A 15,943-nucleotide genomic window follows, 5' to 3' on the forward strand; every position below is an offset into this window, starting at 1 on the left:
GCATGTCTTCCAAAAAAACAATTCTTTTAGTAGATGATGACATCGATCTTTTGGAAAATACTGCATATCTGATTAAAAGTATCGGATATGATGTAACTATTGCTGAAGATGGTCAGGAAGCAGTAGTGAAATACAAAGATATTCGCCCAGATCTGACCATAATGGATGTCAAGATGCCTAAAATGGATGGTTTTGATGCATTTTTTAAGATAAAACAATTTGATTCAAATGCAAAGGTCATACTAATCACAGCATTTGTTCTGGATGAGAAAAAACACCTAAAGGCAAAAAATATGTCATTAATTACAACTATCAACAAACCTTATTCTTTTGAGCAACTCGAAGAAATTGTGACAAAATATGCATGATTATGGGTTTTCTAATTTTTTCAATTTATTGAATCTATCATTATAAAATTTTATGGATTCATTTACAAAATTATAGTACCATTTTTTCAATTTTAAATCCCCTTGAATAATTTTTCTCCATTGTTTTATCTCTAATGAAGAACGTTTGCCCGAAGATCTTAATCTAGATGGTACAAGTAAGTTTGTATAAAACCATGCAGATATTTGATTTGCCAATTCTTTTTCTTCAATCTGTTCAAAATTGTTTTGGTATTTGATATTTAGATATGTCATCAACTCATATACAGGAAAATTTGAAATCTTTGCAATTTGAATATTATCCATGAACAAACCCCCTGCTAAATTTTTTAATCTATAAACTTCATTTCCAATATTTGATTTTAGGTAATCCCATCTTCCAAAAACTAGTGGCAACACATTTGAATATTTTTCTGCCATAATGTCAATTTGCTTATGTGATAAATCTAAAACATCCAAACAATACAAAATCCCGTGTAATGATAATCTGTATTTATCAGCTGGTGCTTTTGCATAGCTCTTTCCATCCTTTACCACGAGTCCTGCTTCCAATACGCCTATGGTATGTTTGCCCCTTGCCATCCTTCCTACCAACAGTCTTCGATATTCTTTTTCTTTAGTTCTAATTCCTGCAGAATCGTCAATATGCGTTTTTGCCATTCCCCATGTAGTCAGTGTTCCATTTAATGCCAAGATTTCTAGCATTCGTTGAACATTTTCATGATGTTTTATTCCAGGTTTTTTTCTGAAAGAATAACTTCCAAATAATCTCTGAGATGTGGGCCTTGTGTACATTTTGTAGGCATGAAGATTCCCGTAAACTGTACCTTGATCTTTTGATGGCATGCCACAAATTACAGGGTATCGACAAATAATAACTTCACTAATTATTTCCATGAAACAAATAACAGTTGAAAAGTCTGTCCCAACTCAGACGCTGTCAACAAAACAGGTTGGAAGTGATGCCAAAAACGCGCTTCCAACCAATACATCTTACAATGGCAGCGACATTATGGGATTATCTTGGATCTTCATGGAAGAACTGAGTGATTATGCTTAGCCAACTAGGTGGAGGTGAAAAGAAATAATGAAAACAATCTTTGCAATATCTATCATGGCAATCTTGGCTACTGGCGTAATTGCTCCAGCATTACAAGATGCTTATGCAGTAAAAGCTGATAAGGTAAGCCAATTATCTCCAAAATCATTTGGTGAAAAAACAAAAGCCAAATTACAAGTTGATAATAACAAAACCCAAAAAAGTGGATTTGAGTCAATAAAGAAAGAAGAAGTTAAAACCTTCAAGAAAATTGCTTCTGAATACACGGCAAAACAATTACTCAAAAAACTCTATAGAATGGGATAATGATTTTTTATTCCTATTTTCTATTTTTTATGCATATCATATTTTAAGAATTATTGTTCAGTATTATCCTGAATACATTCCTATCAAACAGAAATGAAAAATAAAAAAGGGATTATACTAAAGTGACTTTTCCAGAACCATCAAGGAACCATTGGCTTGAAACCTTACTGCTTGGCATCACAACGTTGAAGGATTCTGGACTAGTTCCAAAATCCCCTTCAAAATTGTTTTCAGCCTTTACAAGCAACTTCACGGTAGTTGGGTTTTGATTATTATCAATCACATGGGCAATTACTACCATGGTGTTGGTTTCACCTGAGAAACCAGGGGATGCTCGTGTCTTTCCAAACAGTACTTCATAGGTCTCACCATCAATTTCAATATGACCTCCGGTTACCTTGAATTTGGATTGGCCATCTCTAGCAAATATTGACTCTAAGAAGAGTTCACCTGAGTAATCAACTTGCGTTGTTGCATCAGATATTGCGACTGCCTTACCATCTAATGTTAAATGGTAATTGTTTGTCACATCATCTCCTCCAGGAGTTTTGCCAAAATAGGTGCCAGATTCTAGTTTGAGCATGATTGTTTGGAATCTGTTTTCAAGTTCTGTCAACCTCTGTTTTAGTTCTGCAATAACTTGCATGGCTTTTACTTTAGCATCATTGCTGTTTTCAGCAGATGCCATTGCAGAAACAGAGACTGAGGTTTTTGATTCCATTTCAGATTTTTCTTCAGACTTTACCTGAGCACCCATGTCGGATTTTACTTTAAAATCCCAAATTGAGCGAATCTCATCTTCTGAAAGCCCAGTCTGTGATTCTATTGATGCAATAATTGTAGCCTCATCATCGGTTTCAAGTACATATGCATCAGTTTCTCCGTCAAAATCAATTTGTACAGTTGCTTTTCCGTTGTTCACAGAAACTGCTATTCTTGTTTCAGATTTTGTTTTGTCTTCAGAATCATCTGGTGAATCATTCTTGTTTTCTGTACCTATTTTGACTTCAGCTCCAATACCTACACCTACTTGTGTTTGGGCAAATGTAGGAGGTATGCTAAGAGCTGTGGTAGCACATAACATCATTGCAATCATAGCAAATACAGTTATGCTGTTTTGTTTCATGGTCCAAAATAAACAAAATAATTATATCAAAATATACTCCTATTTGCGGGGTGCCATTCTGGTTAAAAATGGAATAAAAAAAGAACAATCACAGCACATATTTTGTGGATCAAAAAAGATCATAAATCAAAGTATTTGTTGGAAATTAACTAGTGAAAATTACAATTCATGTCAAATATTGAGTTGGTAAAAAAATTCCATATGAGAATGTTCAAAAATTTGTTTAGAGTTTACACTAGAAGTAAATAATAAAATGAAAAGGTTGGGTGTTTAGTCCCACTTTGACCAAGCGGCCATCCATCTGTAAGTCCAAGTGTTCAATTTACAACCTAATGCTGCAAATGTACATCCCAAAACTGCACCTGCACCTGCACCGAGAGCGACTGGGCTGTTATAGAACTTACCTACTTGGGGTTCTATCGGTGTCATGTATGGTGGCAATGTTGGTCTTGGATATTTGAATGCCGTTTCAAGTGGGTCTGCTACTGTTATCAGGTTTACCATGTTGAACAATGGTAAAGACATTCCTACCAGTACACCGCCGAACAGTATCAAGGAGTGCTTGTTCTTCTTTGTTGCCCAGTATACTAAGTCCAACAGCATTGCTGATGGTAGCCAAACTGGAGTTACAATGAAGTCATATGGATAACCGAGTGAAAACCATGCGGCTTTTGCTATCCATGTGTATACTGTCATAATTAGAGCGTAGTACGTTGCTGTGCCTGGAACGCCAGTAAATGTAAGGTAATATGTTGCACCTACTAAAAGCATCAACGTTTGCGATATTGAGAATACCGTGTACGAAGTCCAAGCCCAGTCAGTGTAGAAGATGTAGTCTCCTGCGTTAATTGTTAACAGTGTAGAGTTAACTGCAACCACTACTATGAACAAGTAGTGTGTACATCGTCTTAACCAGACCATATCAAGGTGAAGAAACGGTCAGTATATAAAATTTTAGAGTGTGATGAAGATCGTTGCATAGGAGACATGCATCACAGATTGTTCTTAAAAATTAAAATGAAAAAGAAGTGTATCTGAAGGGTTTTCCTTCTGATTACCAACCGACGTATAATGATACAAATAGCACAAATGCTACGGTAGCAGCAATACTGCCCCCAACTATACCATTACTATTCTTGTTGGAACCTTCTTCCATGACTTTAACACAGAAGATGTAACCTATTGCCTCAATGATTGCAAGCACGATGAATGCAAAGTGGCCACTTGCTGTTGGATATGCCCAAGGATAATAGAAGTATCCTGCGGCAGTACCGCCAAAAGTAGCTAATAATGCAGCCCAATATGATACAGTAATAATACCAGTCATATTTTCAACGCGTTTTCCAATCATTCGTTCAACGTCAGCACTGGATGATCCACCGCTACCGCCTGAACCGAATCCTTTTGGAAGAGTCATTCTGGAATTATTCTAATACAGAATCCTTTTAAGTCTTTCTTAAACTGCAGATAAAGGACGATCTACGTCCTTTTTGAAAATAATAAAAGAGAAAAAATTGTGCGTTTGCACATTTTGTCTATGGAATAGATCTACTGTACAATTTGCCTTCTAAGGCCATCTTGTACATCTCTGCGACATATGGGTTCTCTCCTGGAGTTTCTGCACCTAGTTCTACGAGTCTAGCATATACTCTGACTACGTATGCAAGTGCACCCATGAATGCTACTACAACACCCATGTTAAACATCCAGTGATTTGGAACTGCAAAGATTTCTTCTACAAACCAGAAGTGCCACATCTCATTGACTCCAATTGTAAACATAGTTGCTAAGTAACCAAGAATGGTCATTTTCAAACCTTTGGTGTATATTGAGAATATAAAGTAAGAGATTGAAATCAGATGTTTTTTTGTAAAATTTTTAATGAATTTACGATAAAATCTTAAAATAATTTTATTTTATATTTTTTCATTACAAAAATAACAATAGTTTTTTGCCATTTTCAATGGTTAACATCAATGATTAACATTGGTATTAGTATCGATCCTCGCAATGAAGGTAAAACATATAACGACGTGTATTATCTTTCACAATATTAGGGATAACTATGGTCGAAAAAAAGATTTTCGTATTCGGACTAGCTGTCGTACTTGCACTAGGAACTTTAGGTTTCAACTGGGTTGAATCCGTACTTCCAACTGCAGATGCACACGGTGTCCAAGCACAACTCCAGAGTCGTTTCGTCAGAATTGAAGATGAAACCTTTAACAGACAATCCCTGCAAACTGGTGAAACCTTGACACTTCAAGGAACATTAGTCAGTCTTGTAGAAAGAGACCTTAGAGGATGGATTTCCATTTTCTCAGAGTCAACTAACGCAGGTAACAGATGGGAGATGCTCGCAAGAGACCCACCAGGAAACGTCTTTGACATTCCAGGAAACTCTGTTGTAGATTATTCACTATCTGCAAAAGCACTTGAAGCAGGTGTATACCACGTACACACCCAACTCAATGTAGCCAAAGTTGGCCCAGGACTTGGTCCAGGTCAAACAGTTGTCGTTGAAGGAGAACCAATTATCAAACCAATCCCATATACCAACATCGCATATCAATCAATTATGATTGGCGTTGGATATGTCATTACGTTTGCAACACGACCCTGGCAAGTAATCTAAACACCCAACCTTTTCCTTTTCATTTTCTAAACACCTCTACGATTAACGTAAGTCAGAAACCAAGTCTTATCTGCAATTAAATCAAATAAAAAATATGCTAAACTTCAAAATCAAAAAACTAGATATTTTTCAAAGTTATTTTTTTGGAGAAGTGGAGTTTAGAGAAGACCCATACAAAATCAACGTACAGAATCAAAGAAGGGGCAAAGTCCTCAAGCTACCTTTTGAAATCAACCCAAAAAGAGAAAAGGTTCTCGTAAGAATAACAGGTCCCAAGGACTTGTTTGTAGAAGACTATCTCCCATACAAGGGAGAATCAGAATGGCTTGAAATTGATTCAGATGAGATCACATATTTTCTTGCAGACCATCAGGACCAACTAGACACAATTGAGATAATGTACGAATAACAGAAAGGACTTTAAGGAATCTGACAAAAGCCATCATTATGATATGGCCAGGAACTGGTGATCCTTACAAGAGGAAAAAGACACTAAAGTTTCTAGGGATAACGGCCATAATTGCAATATCTGTCGGAGTTGCAAGCAGTGTAATCCAAGGTCAATTAGGACAAGACAATCCTCTCAAAGTTTGCATCAATGACAGAGATACTCCTTACAAAATCAAAGCCACATTAGAGATAGTTATTGACGGGCTACCAGCAGAAATTCCTGCCAACATTAATTCAGGACTTGACGGAGAGTGTCAAAGGACAATGTATACTCTAACAAATGACGGTACGATTTATGCCGAATGGGAAGAAGATTACCCATTTGAGATTGGACACTTTTTGTGGATGTGGGATTTCCCTCTAAGAGACATGGACCAAAGCAAGTCAGCAATTTACGTAAATGGAAAGGAGTCACCTCATTTCATTAATCACCCATTCCAAGACGGATACCACTACAAGGCAGAATTCACATCAAAGGCATATGATGAATCAAAGGATACAGACTTCCTTCCTGAAAATTAGACAATTGTAGACTTTGTAAAAATCAGATAATTTCAAAAAAACAAGTCAGAGCTAGAGTTCTCTAGAGAATTAAAAATAATGAAAATGATAAAGGTAGATTTCTACCAGTATTTTCCGTTGTCTGGAATAAGACCGATACCTTCTCTTTCAAAGTGTCTGTCCAATTCATCGACCCATCTCTCACGGTTGTCCTTGTAAGCCCATCCGTGAACACGTAACCAGAATGAGATAATTCCAAGGAGGAATATTGTGAACATCATGGTTCCGAAGATGTAAATCATTACATCATAGAATAATGGATCATAGTTTGGTCCTAGTTGTCCTGTAAGTGAAGACAGGATGCTAAGGAAAGTTCCTACGATAGGAGTCATGTATATTTTGGCCCAATTTCTGCGATATATACATTTCTTTTATTATCATAAAGTACGAGATCAGTATTCACTAAAGGTTAGATAATAAAATAAGAGAAAAATTAGGTTTGCTTATCCTCTACCCATTGCTGCGTATTTACCAGATCTTCCTCTAATGAAGAAAGCTCCTGCAATACCGCCAAAGACTGCACCGGCAATAACTGCTGCACCAACGACACCACTAGCATCAAGATATGGAGTTCCTGAACCAGATGATGGGTTTGCTTCAGCAGCTTCAATTCTTCTTCTTTGAATTTCAAGTGCTTCTTCTAAGGTATAGGCTCCCGTTTCTCCTTCGCCACCTACGTTGCCCATGTATTGAGCAAATGCAACAGAAGCTGCACCAATGGCACCGAAGAAAAATACAGATAGCATGGTTGCTGTTAAGAGTACTTTTGTATTCATACCGTTTACCTAATCGATTGGACGAATAGTACTTATTTAAAACTTTATTCTGAGCCCCAAATTTTGAAGAATGTACGAGATCAGGATAAGTAACGTTTAATTCTGCACTGAAGTGAGCCAAATTATGGGACGAATGCACACACATAGACATGGAAAATCACATTCCATTAGACCAGCTACTCTACGTGCACCTTCATGGATCACACAAAGTCCTGCAGAAATCGAAGAATTAGTAATAAAATACTCAAAAGATGGTCTAACCCCAAGTCAAATTGGAATCAAACTAAGAGACCAACATTCAATCCCACTAATCAAACCAATTACAAAAAAGACTATTGGAGAGATTTTAGAAGAAAATGATTTGAAAGCAGAAATGCCTGAAGACCTTGAAAACATTGTCAAAAAAGCAGTAGGCCTTCAAAAACACCTCAAAGCCAACAAGGGAGACAGAAGAAATGTCAGATCTTTGGAATTAATTGAAGCCAAAGTTCACAGATTATCAGTCTATTACAAAAGAATTGGCAGAATTCCAGCAAACTGGAAATATAAATCCGTGGTAGCTCAATTAGAGTAATGACAAAATCACTTGATGAATCACTTTCATTTTTCAAAGATAAAGTTTCAGATTGTATAAAATCCAAAAAATCGATTTTTGTTACAACCCATATTGATTGTGATGGATTAACATCTGGAAGTATCATTACCAAAGCACTGATCAGAGAAGGGGCAAATTGTACTGTTAGAACATCTAAAGAATTTAGCAAAAATATTGTAGAATCTTTCAAAACAGATTCCAGAGATTTTCACATAGTTACAGATCTAGGAGGAGGTTTTGCAAAGGATCTAAATGAGACATTGGGAGACAATTGGATTGTCTTAGATCATCACCAGATTTCAGATGAAGAGATTGAGAATCAAAATGTAATCAATGCATGGAAATATGGAATTGATGGAGGAAGGGAAATTTGTGCAGGAGGCATGGCATACCTTGCAGCCATAGCACTTGATGAAAAAAATTCAGACTTGTCATCCATAGCAGTTGTTTCTGCACTAGGGGACAGACAGGATCAGGGAGAAAGAAAATCCTTTACAGGAAAGAATTTTGAAATTGCAAAAACAGCTAAAGAGCAAGGATTAGTTGAGATTGATTTGGATTTATTATTGGTAGGAAGAGAGACAAGACCTCTGCCAGATGCCCTTGCTTTTACATCACAACCATTTGTTGAAGGATTAACCTGGAATAGAGATGCCTGCCTTTCTCTTCTAAATTCATCTGGAATCCAATTAAAGGAAGGAAGCAGATGGAGGGTTCCAGCAGAGCTAAACGAAGAAGAAAAGAGGCAAGTCATAGAATCAATTACCAAGTTCACATCTGGAAAAAATGCCACTGAAATAATGTCAGAATTAATCGGATATACCTACACATTTCCAAGAGAAGACAAAAGGAGTTTTCTCAGAGATGGTAGAGAATTTTCAACTATGTTAAACTCTTGTGGAAGAATAAGTCGTTCTGGAGTAGGAATGGCAATCTGCATGGGAGACAGAAATAAGATCCTAAGAGAAGGGGAGACCATTTTGACAGATTATAGAAAGATGATCAGAGAATACATGAACATCCTCTCAAATGAGAGATGGAGAATATCAGAAAGTGAAACATGTGTGATGGTAAATGGCGAAGATATTGTCCCAGAAACAATGACTGGAACCATCTCATCATTAATTGCAGGGTCTCCAAAAAATTCAGGAAAAATTGTAATTTTGAGAACAAAGGGTGAGGAGAACACAATCAAGTTTTCATCAAGAAAATCATTTGGGTGCAAATCAGATGTAAATCTAAGTGAATTGATGAGAGAAGGGGCCAAGAGATTTGACGGAGTAGGAGGAGGCCACGATGCAGCTGCTGGTGCAAAAATAACTAAAGACAAATTGGATGAATTTCTCAATTATTTAGAAGTAAATGTCGTTAACGTGTCAAGTGCAGGTAGTTCTCAATAATATCTCAAAAGAAAAAGCAGAAGCTGTCAAAAAAGCACTAGAACCAGATAATGTGGACTTTCCAGAAGGATTGAGCCTTTATGTTGAAAATATTGATAACAAACTTGTTTTTAATTTTGAAAGTAAGAAGAACATGAAACAGCTAATTGGGACTATAGATGAAGTTATGGATCATATTCAAGTGGCACTTAAGGTGATTGAGTAAATGTTAGATCCCAAACTAATCAAAGAAAAGCCTCAGATTATCCGAGATATGCTCAAATCAAGAGCAGTAGATTTTGACCTGGATGGACTAATAGAGTCTGATCAAAAAAGGCGAGAGTTCATCATAAAAACAGACGAATTACGAAAAAAGAAAATCAAGTGGCCTTGGATATTGCCCAAAAAAAGAAGGCAGGAGAAGACGCATCAGAAATTTTAGCTGAAATGAAAAACGTTTCAGCTGAGCTTGCAAAGTTAGAATCAGAACAAGAAAGCATTGAAAACAAGTATTCCAAGTTAGCATTAACAATACCAAATCTTGTTCATGAATCAGTCCCAGTTGGAGCAGATGATACTGCCAACAAAGAAATGAGAAAGTGGGGAAAAATTCCTGAATTTGATTTTAAGATAAATGATCACATAGACATATCTGAAAATCTGGATTTGGTTGATTTGGAGAGAGCAGCCAAAGTAGCAGGTGCCAGGTTTTATTATCTGAAAAATGATCTGGTAAGACTAAACCAAGCATTAATCCATTTTGCATTAGACTTTCTTGTAGAAAAAGAGTATTCACTAATTCAGCCCCCATACATGATTAATCGCCAATCAATGGAAGGGGCAGTAATTGCAGACGATTTTGAAGAGGTAATCTACAAGGTTGAAGATGAGGATCTTTACATGATTGGAACATCAGAGCATGCCATGGCAGCAATGCACTCAAAAGAGATCATAGAAGGAAAAGATCTTCCCATCAGATATGCAGGAGTAAGTCCATGTTTTAGAAAAGAAGCAGGGGCGCACGGAAGAGACCAGAAAGGAATCTTCAGAGTACACCAGTTTGATAAGATTGAGCAATTTGTTTTTGCAAGGCCTGAAGACTCTTGGAAAGAACACGAAAAGATGCTAGCAGTGGCTGAAGAGTTTTATCAAAAATTGGAGATTCCACACAGAGTCATGCTGCTATCAACTGGAGACATGGGAAAGATTTCAGCTAAAACATATGACATTGAAGCATGGATGGCAGGCCAGAATTCCTATAGAGAAATTGTCTCATGTTCAAATTGTTTAGACTATCAAGCAAGAAGATTGAAGATAAGATTCAGAGACAAAACAAATGAAGACACACATTACTTGCACACACTAAACAGCACCTTGGTGGCCACAACCAGAGTCTTGGTCTCAATTATGGAAAATTTTCAGACAAAAGATGGACACATCAAAATTCCTCATGTTTTACAGAGTTACATGGGAAATCAGAAAGAGATCTAGTGACATACCCTTATATTTTGGGTTCAAAGGTCGATAATAATTGGCACGTAGAAAAGGTAGAGTAAAGGACAAGTGGCGAGAAAAACGCTGGGTCACTGTAAATGCTCCAGATTCATTTAACAATGTACCAATTGCATATGTTCCAATTACAGATGATGAAAATGCTGTAGGAAGAGTTTTAGAAGTTACACTATATGATATTCTAAAAGGAGATCCTTCACAACATCAGTACAAGATCTATTTCCAAATTGACAAAGTTGATGGAGAAAAAGCATCAACAATTTTCAAGAGATTTGAATACTCAAAAGAATTCTTACGTAGTTTAGTAAGACGTGGTTCATCCAAAATCAATTTCATTATTGATGTAAAAACAAAAGACGGATACATCTTTAGAATCAAAGTAATTGCTCTAACACATAGACAACTTAACACATCTAGAAAACATGCACTCAGATTGATTGCAAGAGATGTAATTAACAAGACAATTCCAGATATGACAATTGAGCAATTTGTTCAAGCCACATGTTACAGTAAGATTAACTCAGACATCATGGCAGCATTCAAGAAAGTTATCAGAGTAAGACATGTTGGTCTTGAAAAAGTAAAACTCATCAGAACAGCTGATAAAGAAACAGTTTTGCTTGAAGCATAAACACTCAAACATTATTCTATTACATCATGAATGACAAGATAGAGATCACAATTGATGCCATAGTTCATGCAACTGAGGATATTTCAAAAATTTTCCAATCCTTTGAGATACTGGATTTGAAAGAAGAGGACTTTACCATTAACGAGACTACAGGTCATTTTGATAACCCAATCATCATACTTGGTGCAAAGATTTCCAAAAAACAGGCTCTAAATTTTATAAAAAAATTAGTAGAGATGTTGCCAGATGAGCAGGTTAAAGAATTAATCAATGAGATTGAAGAAAGAACAGTTGATTCAAGATTTCACATGAGACTAGACAAACAAGAGTTAGTAAAAGGCAATGTTACAATTAGTGAAAAAGATACAATAAAAATAAAAATTCACACGCCAGTTTACAACAAAAAAGATACTGTCAAAACGTTTACAGAAATTTTTCAAATTGCCAACTAGATTAAATAGAATAAACCCGCAATACAGTTTGGGAATGAGGAGATAACAGCCGCTCCAGTCTGAGCGAAAGCTTTGAAGACGCCGCGACGAACCGACCCCAAATTTTGAATCGATCATAAATCAAAAACATACTATTTCTTGGATAATTCCATGGTATTATTTTAAATACGGATAGACGAACCTCTCATTATCGTGGCAGATTACGACGTTATAGTTGCAGGTGGAGGTCTTGCAGGTACAATCACAGCACAAGCTATTTCTCACTATACAAATCAAAATGCAAAAATTTTGGTTGTTGATAGAAATACAGAATTTCTCCCAGGTAGAAAATCACTAGCAGGTTGGGTTTGCGGAGACGCATGCTCAAAAGAAGCAGTGGACTTTATGGCTAACAGAATTAAGGTTCAATGGAGCAGACCAGAAATTGAACATGATGTAAAAGGAGTAATGGCATTTTCACCAGACAAAGAAACTGCGATTCCATTTGATGGTGCAGGATACATGTTGAATCGCCAGAAACTCCCAGAGATTCAAAACGAGAGGTGCAAAAAAGCAGGAATTGATTTTGAATATGAGATAAACCTTACAGGTTTAATTTATGATGGACAACAAGTTGTTGGAGTTCAAGGGTTAGATAACAAAACAAAACAACCATTTAAGAAAACAGCAAAAATTGTCATTGACGCTACAGGAGTAACATCCATGCTTAGAAATGGATTACAAAACTCAACCAAGGTGGAAAAAAGAATCGATAGACGTGATTTGGAATCTACTGGAAGATACATTATGTATTTTGAGCCAGGGCAGAAAGATCTAACAGAATTTGATCCTGATTATTGTATAATCCATTTAGATCAAGATATTGCACCAGGCGGATATGGATGGGTATTTCCAAAGGCAGAAAACAAAGTCAACATAGGTTTAGGAGTTGAAAAGTCACTTTTAGAAAGAAGAAACAAGAGATTAGGCAAAAAAGACAATGTTGAATCTTTAATGAAAGAGTATCTGAATAGAAACGCGGCAATTAAAAATCCAAAACTTTCTGAAGATCCAGAAGACATTAACAACAACTCTGGAATATTCCAAGTTTCAGTGAGAAGACAAAATGATTGCATGGTTTCTGGAGGGTACATGATGGTTGGAGATTCTGCATGGATGCCAAAACCAATTGATGCAGGAGGAATTGGCCCAGCATTAATTGCAGGGACAATTTTAGGAAACAACGTTGCACAAGCATTAGAAGCAAATGATGTATCAGAAGCAAGTCTGTGGCAATACAACTTGGACTTTATCAAAGAGTACGGATACAAAACTGCAGGTCTAGAATTGTTTAGAAGACTAGTCCAACAAATGACAAATGAGCAAATCAGTTACGGCATGAAACATTTCTTAGGAAATCTTGATGTCGAATCAATCAGTAAAGGTGAACATCCAGACTTTTCAGGTTTGGGAAAGATTGGAATGATAATTAGAGGTGCAATGAATAAAACAGTTGCAGACGGATTAAGATACACATCAAAAGAAAACCAATGGTTAGTAGAACACTACAACAATTATCCAAAAGATCCATCTGGTTTTGATGAATGGAACAAAACACTGCACCAAAGAATGGATGCAGCATTTGCAAAAGTAGAAGCATTTGGAAAATAGATCTAACAATAAATATTGTCAAAATCAATGAAAACGTACTTTGGAGGAAGTTCAATATCTTGATTGGAACAATTCAATTCAAATCCTCAACAAGGCATATGATTCAGGTCTCTTTGTACTGATTATAGGACCAAAAGGTACGGGAAAAACATCACTGGTCAGAGATTTTGCAAAAAGCAAAGGAATCAATCTAGAATCAATAAATTTTAGCCTCAGAACAAGAGAGAGTCATCTGGTTGGAACCAAAACTCTCACAAATGGAACTGTAAGTTTTGATGAAGGACTCTTGATAAAATCAATGAGAGAAGGAAGTATGCTATACTTGGATGAAATTAATTCTGCAGAGGCAGATGTCTTACTTAGATTAGATGAAGCATTGGATGACAGACGACAAATTGCATTAAAGGAATCAACAGGAGAAGTCGTAAAGGCAAAAGAAAACTGGTTTGTTGTTGCTACAATTAATCCATTGACCCACAGCGGAACAAAAGAGCTACCGCCACAACTGTTGAGCAGATTTCCAGTCAGAATTAGATTGGAATACCCACCTGAAGAAATAGAGTTAGAGATTGTAAAAAAACACGTATCAGGAGAACACGATTCAGAAGTAACCCAGGCAATCAAATTAGCAAATACACTAAGACAAGCAGCAGCTGTTGAAGAGTTATTTTATTCTCCGAGTTTAAGAGAAACAATTGCATTTGCAAAATTATTAGATGGAGGAATGGCCCCAAAAGAGGCAGCAAAGTTTGTGTTTGGAAATGTCTACACACAGTGGGGAGATATAGAATATCAAAAAGTTAGCGACATTATTACCTCAATGTTTGGAAATTAAATGCAATCAGTCAAGCTTCAAAATGAATCACTAGTAGAGATTGCCACATTTCTGGTAAGAAGGTGGTCTGAGAGAGACAATATCATTGTAGAGATTTCAGATAAAATTGAAACAAAGACAAGACTAAATGAAAACAAGGTAATCCTGACTCCATTAGAAAAAAGAATAGGAAATGATTTTCAAAAATACAGACAATTTAGAACTTCGTTATGGTATGAAGCAATGAGAATAAAGTTTTGCAAAAAAATTCTCAGCAATGATCACGCATTTGGTTTTATTCTAAACACAATGGAGACCAGACGGATAGAAGAGTTGGGCAGGAAAGTATGGAAAGGAATGGACAATGAAATTATCTTTAATTATGCCTACATGTTGGTTTCTAGACCACAATTACACACAGTTTATGGAAAAGCAAGAATAGTTGAGGCATTTTATCAATACTTTATGTTTGGTGCAATCAAAGGAGAGATTCAATCAAGCCATTTTGAAAGAATAAAAAAAGCAGATGCATTTGCAAAAAAAATTGTCAGCAAAGCAATAGAAGAAAATCACGATACAAAGTGGCTTGAAAAAAATGTCAGTGAGATTATCAATATTCTTGAAATCGATTCACTACTAACAATTCCAGGGTCATTACCATTTATGAAAGCTGGAATGCCACTATCTGAAGAAGAGTTGTTAAGGGTTCTAAAGATAGTTTCTAAAAACAAAGAAAGTGATTTTGGTGCAGTTGATCCGTCTGCAATACTAAGAGGAGAAAATGTGATTGATGAATACAATGTTTTGTTAGATGAAGACAAGAAAACAGAGAACAAGGGATTGATGCCTGAAGCAATCGGAGTGCAAACACCATCTACAAGAAATGTCGATGAAACAAAAATCTACGACATGAGTTTGATTAACGGATTAAAAACAAAATTCAAAGAATGGAAAACAGGTTGGAAAGAACAGCATTTGAATTCAGGTGACGAATTTGATGAGGAAAATTACATAGAAGGAAATGAACCATTCTTTACAGACATAAAAAAATCAATCAAAACCAAAATTGTCATTTTGTTAGATCATTCATCTAGTATTTCCGCAGATGCAATAGAGTACAAAAAAGCCACGTTGGCTCTTTGCGAGGTATTGGCATATCTAAAAGTAAAATTTGCAGTTTATGCATTTAGTACAGAGAACAGATCAGTAGTATGCTGGTCCATAAAACCAGACAACATGAAATGGAATAATGTCACTGCAAAAAGATTGGCACAAATTGTTGCAAACGGTTCAACTCCCCTAGCAGAAGTATACGACAAGATGTTTCCAATCTTGCAATCAAAAAGACCAGACATTTTTTTGACATTAACTGATGGAGAGCCATCAGACCCTGATGCGGTAAGAAACATGACAAAATCACTCAAAGGTCTAGGTATTAGCATGGCAGCACTTGGCCTAGGACCAAACACGGTTAGGGCAACAACTATTGCAAATAATCTAAGACACTTGGGATATGAAAAAACTATGGCAGTAAGCAGACTGCGAGACATTCCAAACAAAGTCATCAAAATTTTAAACATCTGAGTTGAAAATAGGCTGAACTAATTTTC

Annotated in this window: 20 protein-coding genes and 2 pseudogenes; 15 read left to right on the forward strand and 7 right to left on the reverse strand. The window is 36.3% G+C overall.

Annotated elements, in window-relative coordinates; all coding sequences use genetic code 11:
• The first annotated feature begins 2 nt into the window (after positions 1 to 2).
• Positions 3 to 368 (forward strand): response regulator, encoded by a 366-nt coding sequence (locus tag NKOR_RS08110; protein WP_014963870.1) that lies wholly within the window; start codon positions 3 to 5, stop codon positions 366 to 368.
• Here NKOR_RS08110 and NKOR_RS08115 read toward each other — a convergent pair whose 3' ends face one another.
• The gene (locus NKOR_RS08115; protein ID WP_016939482.1) at positions 369 to 1,232 is read right to left on the reverse strand and encodes a hypothetical protein; all 864 of its coding nucleotides are present in this window, start codon (positions 1,230 to 1,232) and stop codon (positions 369 to 371) included. It lies immediately after the preceding gene.
• Positions 1,233 to 1,281: 49 nt separating this feature from the next.
• On the opposite strand from NKOR_RS08115, the gene NKOR_RS08120 reads away from it, so the two are divergent.
• Both NKOR_RS08120 and NKOR_RS08125 read left to right on the forward strand, forming a co-directional pair.
• Complete coding sequence (locus NKOR_RS08120) at positions 1,282 to 1,446, forward strand: hypothetical protein (RefSeq protein WP_232202995.1); 165 nt, start codon at positions 1,282 to 1,284, stop codon at positions 1,444 to 1,446.
• Positions 1,447 to 1,473: 27 nt separating this feature from the next.
• The gene (locus tag NKOR_RS08125) at positions 1,474 to 1,752 is read left to right on the forward strand and encodes a hypothetical protein (protein ID WP_014963872.1); all 279 of its coding nucleotides are present in this window, start codon (positions 1,474 to 1,476) and stop codon (positions 1,750 to 1,752) included.
• Between the two features lie 112 nt (positions 1,753 to 1,864).
• Here NKOR_RS08125 and NKOR_RS08130 read toward each other — a convergent pair whose 3' ends face one another.
• The 4 genes and pseudogenes from NKOR_RS08130 to NKOR_RS08145 all read right to left on the reverse strand — a co-directional run.
• Complete coding sequence (locus NKOR_RS08130; protein ID WP_014963873.1) at positions 1,865 to 2,878, reverse strand: hypothetical protein; 1,014 nt, start codon at positions 2,876 to 2,878, stop codon at positions 1,865 to 1,867.
• Between the two features lie 270 nt (positions 2,879 to 3,148).
• Positions 3,149 to 3,799 carry an ammonia monooxygenase family protein gene (locus NKOR_RS08135; RefSeq protein WP_039774008.1) on the reverse strand — a complete coding sequence of 217 codons (651 nt, stop codon included), beginning with the start codon at positions 3,797 to 3,799 and terminating at the stop codon, positions 3,149 to 3,151.
• Between the two features lie 133 nt (positions 3,800 to 3,932).
• Entirely contained in the window at positions 3,933 to 4,295 is a 363-nt protein-coding gene (locus tag NKOR_RS08140; protein ID WP_014963875.1) for a hypothetical protein, read from the reverse strand.
• A gap of 118 nt (positions 4,296 to 4,413) precedes the next feature.
• A pseudogene (locus NKOR_RS08145) lies at positions 4,414 to 4,695 on the reverse strand (methane monooxygenase/ammonia monooxygenase subunit C); the annotation flags it as partial.
• A gap of 248 nt (positions 4,696 to 4,943) precedes the next feature.
• Here NKOR_RS08145 and NKOR_RS08150 point away from each other — a divergent pair.
• The 3 genes from NKOR_RS08150 to NKOR_RS08160 all read left to right on the forward strand — a co-directional run bounded on the left by NKOR_RS08150 (position 4,944) and on the right by NKOR_RS08160 (position 6,485).
• Positions 4,944 to 5,513 carry a methane monooxygenase/ammonia monooxygenase subunit B gene (locus tag NKOR_RS08150; protein WP_014963877.1) on the forward strand — a complete coding sequence of 190 codons (570 nt, stop codon included), beginning with the start codon at positions 4,944 to 4,946 and terminating at the stop codon, positions 5,511 to 5,513.
• Positions 5,514 to 5,607: 94 nt separating this feature from the next.
• The gene (locus NKOR_RS08155; protein WP_014963878.1) at positions 5,608 to 5,922 is read left to right on the forward strand and encodes a hypothetical protein; all 315 of its coding nucleotides are present in this window, start codon (positions 5,608 to 5,610) and stop codon (positions 5,920 to 5,922) included.
• A gap of 38 nt (positions 5,923 to 5,960) precedes the next feature.
• Positions 5,961 to 6,485 carry a hypothetical protein gene (locus NKOR_RS08160; RefSeq protein ID WP_014963879.1) on the forward strand — a complete coding sequence of 175 codons (525 nt, stop codon included), beginning with the start codon at positions 5,961 to 5,963 and terminating at the stop codon, positions 6,483 to 6,485.
• A gap of 101 nt (positions 6,486 to 6,586) precedes the next feature.
• Here NKOR_RS08160 and NKOR_RS08165 read toward each other — a convergent pair whose 3' ends face one another.
• Positions 6,587 to 6,856: a hypothetical protein gene (locus tag NKOR_RS08165; protein ID WP_014963880.1), complete on the reverse strand. Its 270-nt coding sequence runs from the start codon at positions 6,854 to 6,856 to the stop codon at positions 6,587 to 6,589.
• A 111-nt stretch (positions 6,857 to 6,967) separates the two neighbouring features.
• On the reverse strand, positions 6,968 to 7,300 hold the full coding sequence (locus tag NKOR_RS08170; protein ID WP_014963881.1) for a hypothetical protein: 333 nt from the start codon (positions 7,298 to 7,300) through the stop codon (positions 6,968 to 6,970).
• 124 nt (positions 7,301 to 7,424) lie between these two features.
• On the opposite strand from NKOR_RS08170, the gene NKOR_RS08175 reads away from it, so the two are divergent.
• From NKOR_RS08175 to NKOR_RS08215, 9 genes and pseudogenes are all read left to right on the forward strand, one after another.
• Positions 7,425 to 7,874 (forward strand): 30S ribosomal protein S15, encoded by a 450-nt coding sequence (locus NKOR_RS08175; RefSeq protein ID WP_014963882.1) that lies wholly within the window; start codon positions 7,425 to 7,427, stop codon positions 7,872 to 7,874.
• Positions 7,874 to 9,295, forward strand: coding sequence for a RecJ family nuclease (gene recJ / locus NKOR_RS08180; protein ID WP_014963883.1), 1,422 nt, complete (start codon positions 7,874 to 7,876; stop codon positions 9,293 to 9,295). The genes NKOR_RS08175 and recJ overlap by 1 nt, the downstream gene beginning before the upstream one ends.
• Positions 9,258 to 9,500 carry a KEOPS complex subunit Pcc1 gene (locus NKOR_RS08185; protein WP_026089905.1) on the forward strand — a complete coding sequence of 81 codons (243 nt, stop codon included), beginning with the start codon at positions 9,258 to 9,260 and terminating at the stop codon, positions 9,498 to 9,500. Before recJ ends, NKOR_RS08185 begins: the two co-directional genes overlap by 38 nt.
• 48 nt (positions 9,501 to 9,548) lie before the next feature.
• Positions 9,549 to 10,765 (forward strand): annotated as a pseudogene (serS, locus tag NKOR_RS08190) (serine--tRNA ligase).
• 40 nt (positions 10,766 to 10,805) lie between these two features.
• Positions 10,806 to 11,417 carry a 30S ribosomal protein S3ae gene (locus NKOR_RS08195; protein WP_014963885.1) on the forward strand — a complete coding sequence of 204 codons (612 nt, stop codon included), beginning with the start codon at positions 10,806 to 10,808 and terminating at the stop codon, positions 11,415 to 11,417.
• Positions 11,418 to 11,443: 26 nt separating this feature from the next.
• A complete protein-coding gene (locus NKOR_RS08200; RefSeq protein WP_014963886.1) occupies positions 11,444 to 11,869 on the forward strand; it encodes an RNA-binding domain-containing protein in 426 nt (141 codons plus the stop codon).
• Between the two features lie 192 nt (positions 11,870 to 12,061).
• On the forward strand, positions 12,062 to 13,519 hold the full coding sequence (locus NKOR_RS08205) for an NAD(P)/FAD-dependent oxidoreductase (RefSeq protein ID WP_014963887.1): 1,458 nt from the start codon (positions 12,062 to 12,064) through the stop codon (positions 13,517 to 13,519).
• A 40-nt stretch (positions 13,520 to 13,559) separates the two neighbouring features.
• Positions 13,560 to 14,354, forward strand: coding sequence for an AAA family ATPase (locus tag NKOR_RS08210; protein WP_014963888.1), 795 nt, complete (start codon positions 13,560 to 13,562; stop codon positions 14,352 to 14,354).
• Entirely contained in the window at positions 14,355 to 15,917 is a 1,563-nt protein-coding gene (locus NKOR_RS08215) for a vWA domain-containing protein (RefSeq protein ID WP_014963889.1), read from the forward strand.
• Positions 15,918 to 15,943 lie beyond the last annotated feature (26 nt).

This window comes from Candidatus Nitrosopumilus koreensis AR1 (assembly GCF_000299365.1).
Lineage (GTDB): Archaea > Thermoproteota > Nitrososphaeria > Nitrososphaerales > Nitrosopumilaceae > Nitrosopumilus > Nitrosopumilus koreensis.

Coding starts and splice junctions, on each gene's coding strand:
- NKOR_RS08110 (WP_014963870.1), top strand. CDS start 3: ATGTCTTCCAAAAAAACAATTCTTTTAGTAGATGATGACATCGATCTT.
- NKOR_RS08115 (WP_016939482.1), bottom strand. CDS start 1,232: ATGCCATCAAAAGATCAAGGTACAGTTTACGGGAATCTTCATGCCTAC.
- NKOR_RS08120 (WP_232202995.1), top strand. CDS start 1,282: ATGAAACAAATAACAGTTGAAAAGTCTGTCCCAACTCAGACGCTGTCA.
- NKOR_RS08125 (WP_014963872.1), top strand. CDS start 1,474: ATGAAAACAATCTTTGCAATATCTATCATGGCAATCTTGGCTACTGGC.
- NKOR_RS08130 (WP_014963873.1), bottom strand. CDS start 2,878: ATGAAACAAAACAGCATAACTGTATTTGCTATGATTGCAATGATGTTA.
- NKOR_RS08135 (WP_039774008.1), bottom strand. CDS start 3,799: ATGGTCTGGTTAAGACGATGTACACACTACTTGTTCATAGTAGTGGTT.
- NKOR_RS08140 (WP_014963875.1), bottom strand. CDS start 4,295: ATGACTCTTCCAAAAGGATTCGGTTCAGGCGGTAGCGGTGGATCATCC.
- NKOR_RS08150 (WP_014963877.1), top strand. CDS start 4,944: ATGGTCGAAAAAAAGATTTTCGTATTCGGACTAGCTGTCGTACTTGCA.
- NKOR_RS08155 (WP_014963878.1), top strand. CDS start 5,608: ATGCTAAACTTCAAAATCAAAAAACTAGATATTTTTCAAAGTTATTTT.
- NKOR_RS08160 (WP_014963879.1), top strand. CDS start 5,961: ATGATATGGCCAGGAACTGGTGATCCTTACAAGAGGAAAAAGACACTA.
- NKOR_RS08165 (WP_014963880.1), bottom strand. CDS start 6,856: ATGACTCCTATCGTAGGAACTTTCCTTAGCATCCTGTCTTCACTTACA.
- NKOR_RS08170 (WP_014963881.1), bottom strand. CDS start 7,300: ATGAATACAAAAGTACTCTTAACAGCAACCATGCTATCTGTATTTTTC.
- NKOR_RS08175 (WP_014963882.1), top strand. CDS start 7,425: ATGGGACGAATGCACACACATAGACATGGAAAATCACATTCCATTAGA.
- recJ (WP_014963883.1), top strand. CDS start 7,874: ATGACAAAATCACTTGATGAATCACTTTCATTTTTCAAAGATAAAGTT.
- NKOR_RS08185 (WP_026089905.1), top strand. CDS start 9,258: ATGTCGTTAACGTGTCAAGTGCAGGTAGTTCTCAATAATATCTCAAAA.
- NKOR_RS08200 (WP_014963886.1), top strand. CDS start 11,444: ATGAATGACAAGATAGAGATCACAATTGATGCCATAGTTCATGCAACT.
- NKOR_RS08215 (WP_014963889.1), top strand. CDS start 14,355: ATGCAATCAGTCAAGCTTCAAAATGAATCACTAGTAGAGATTGCCACA.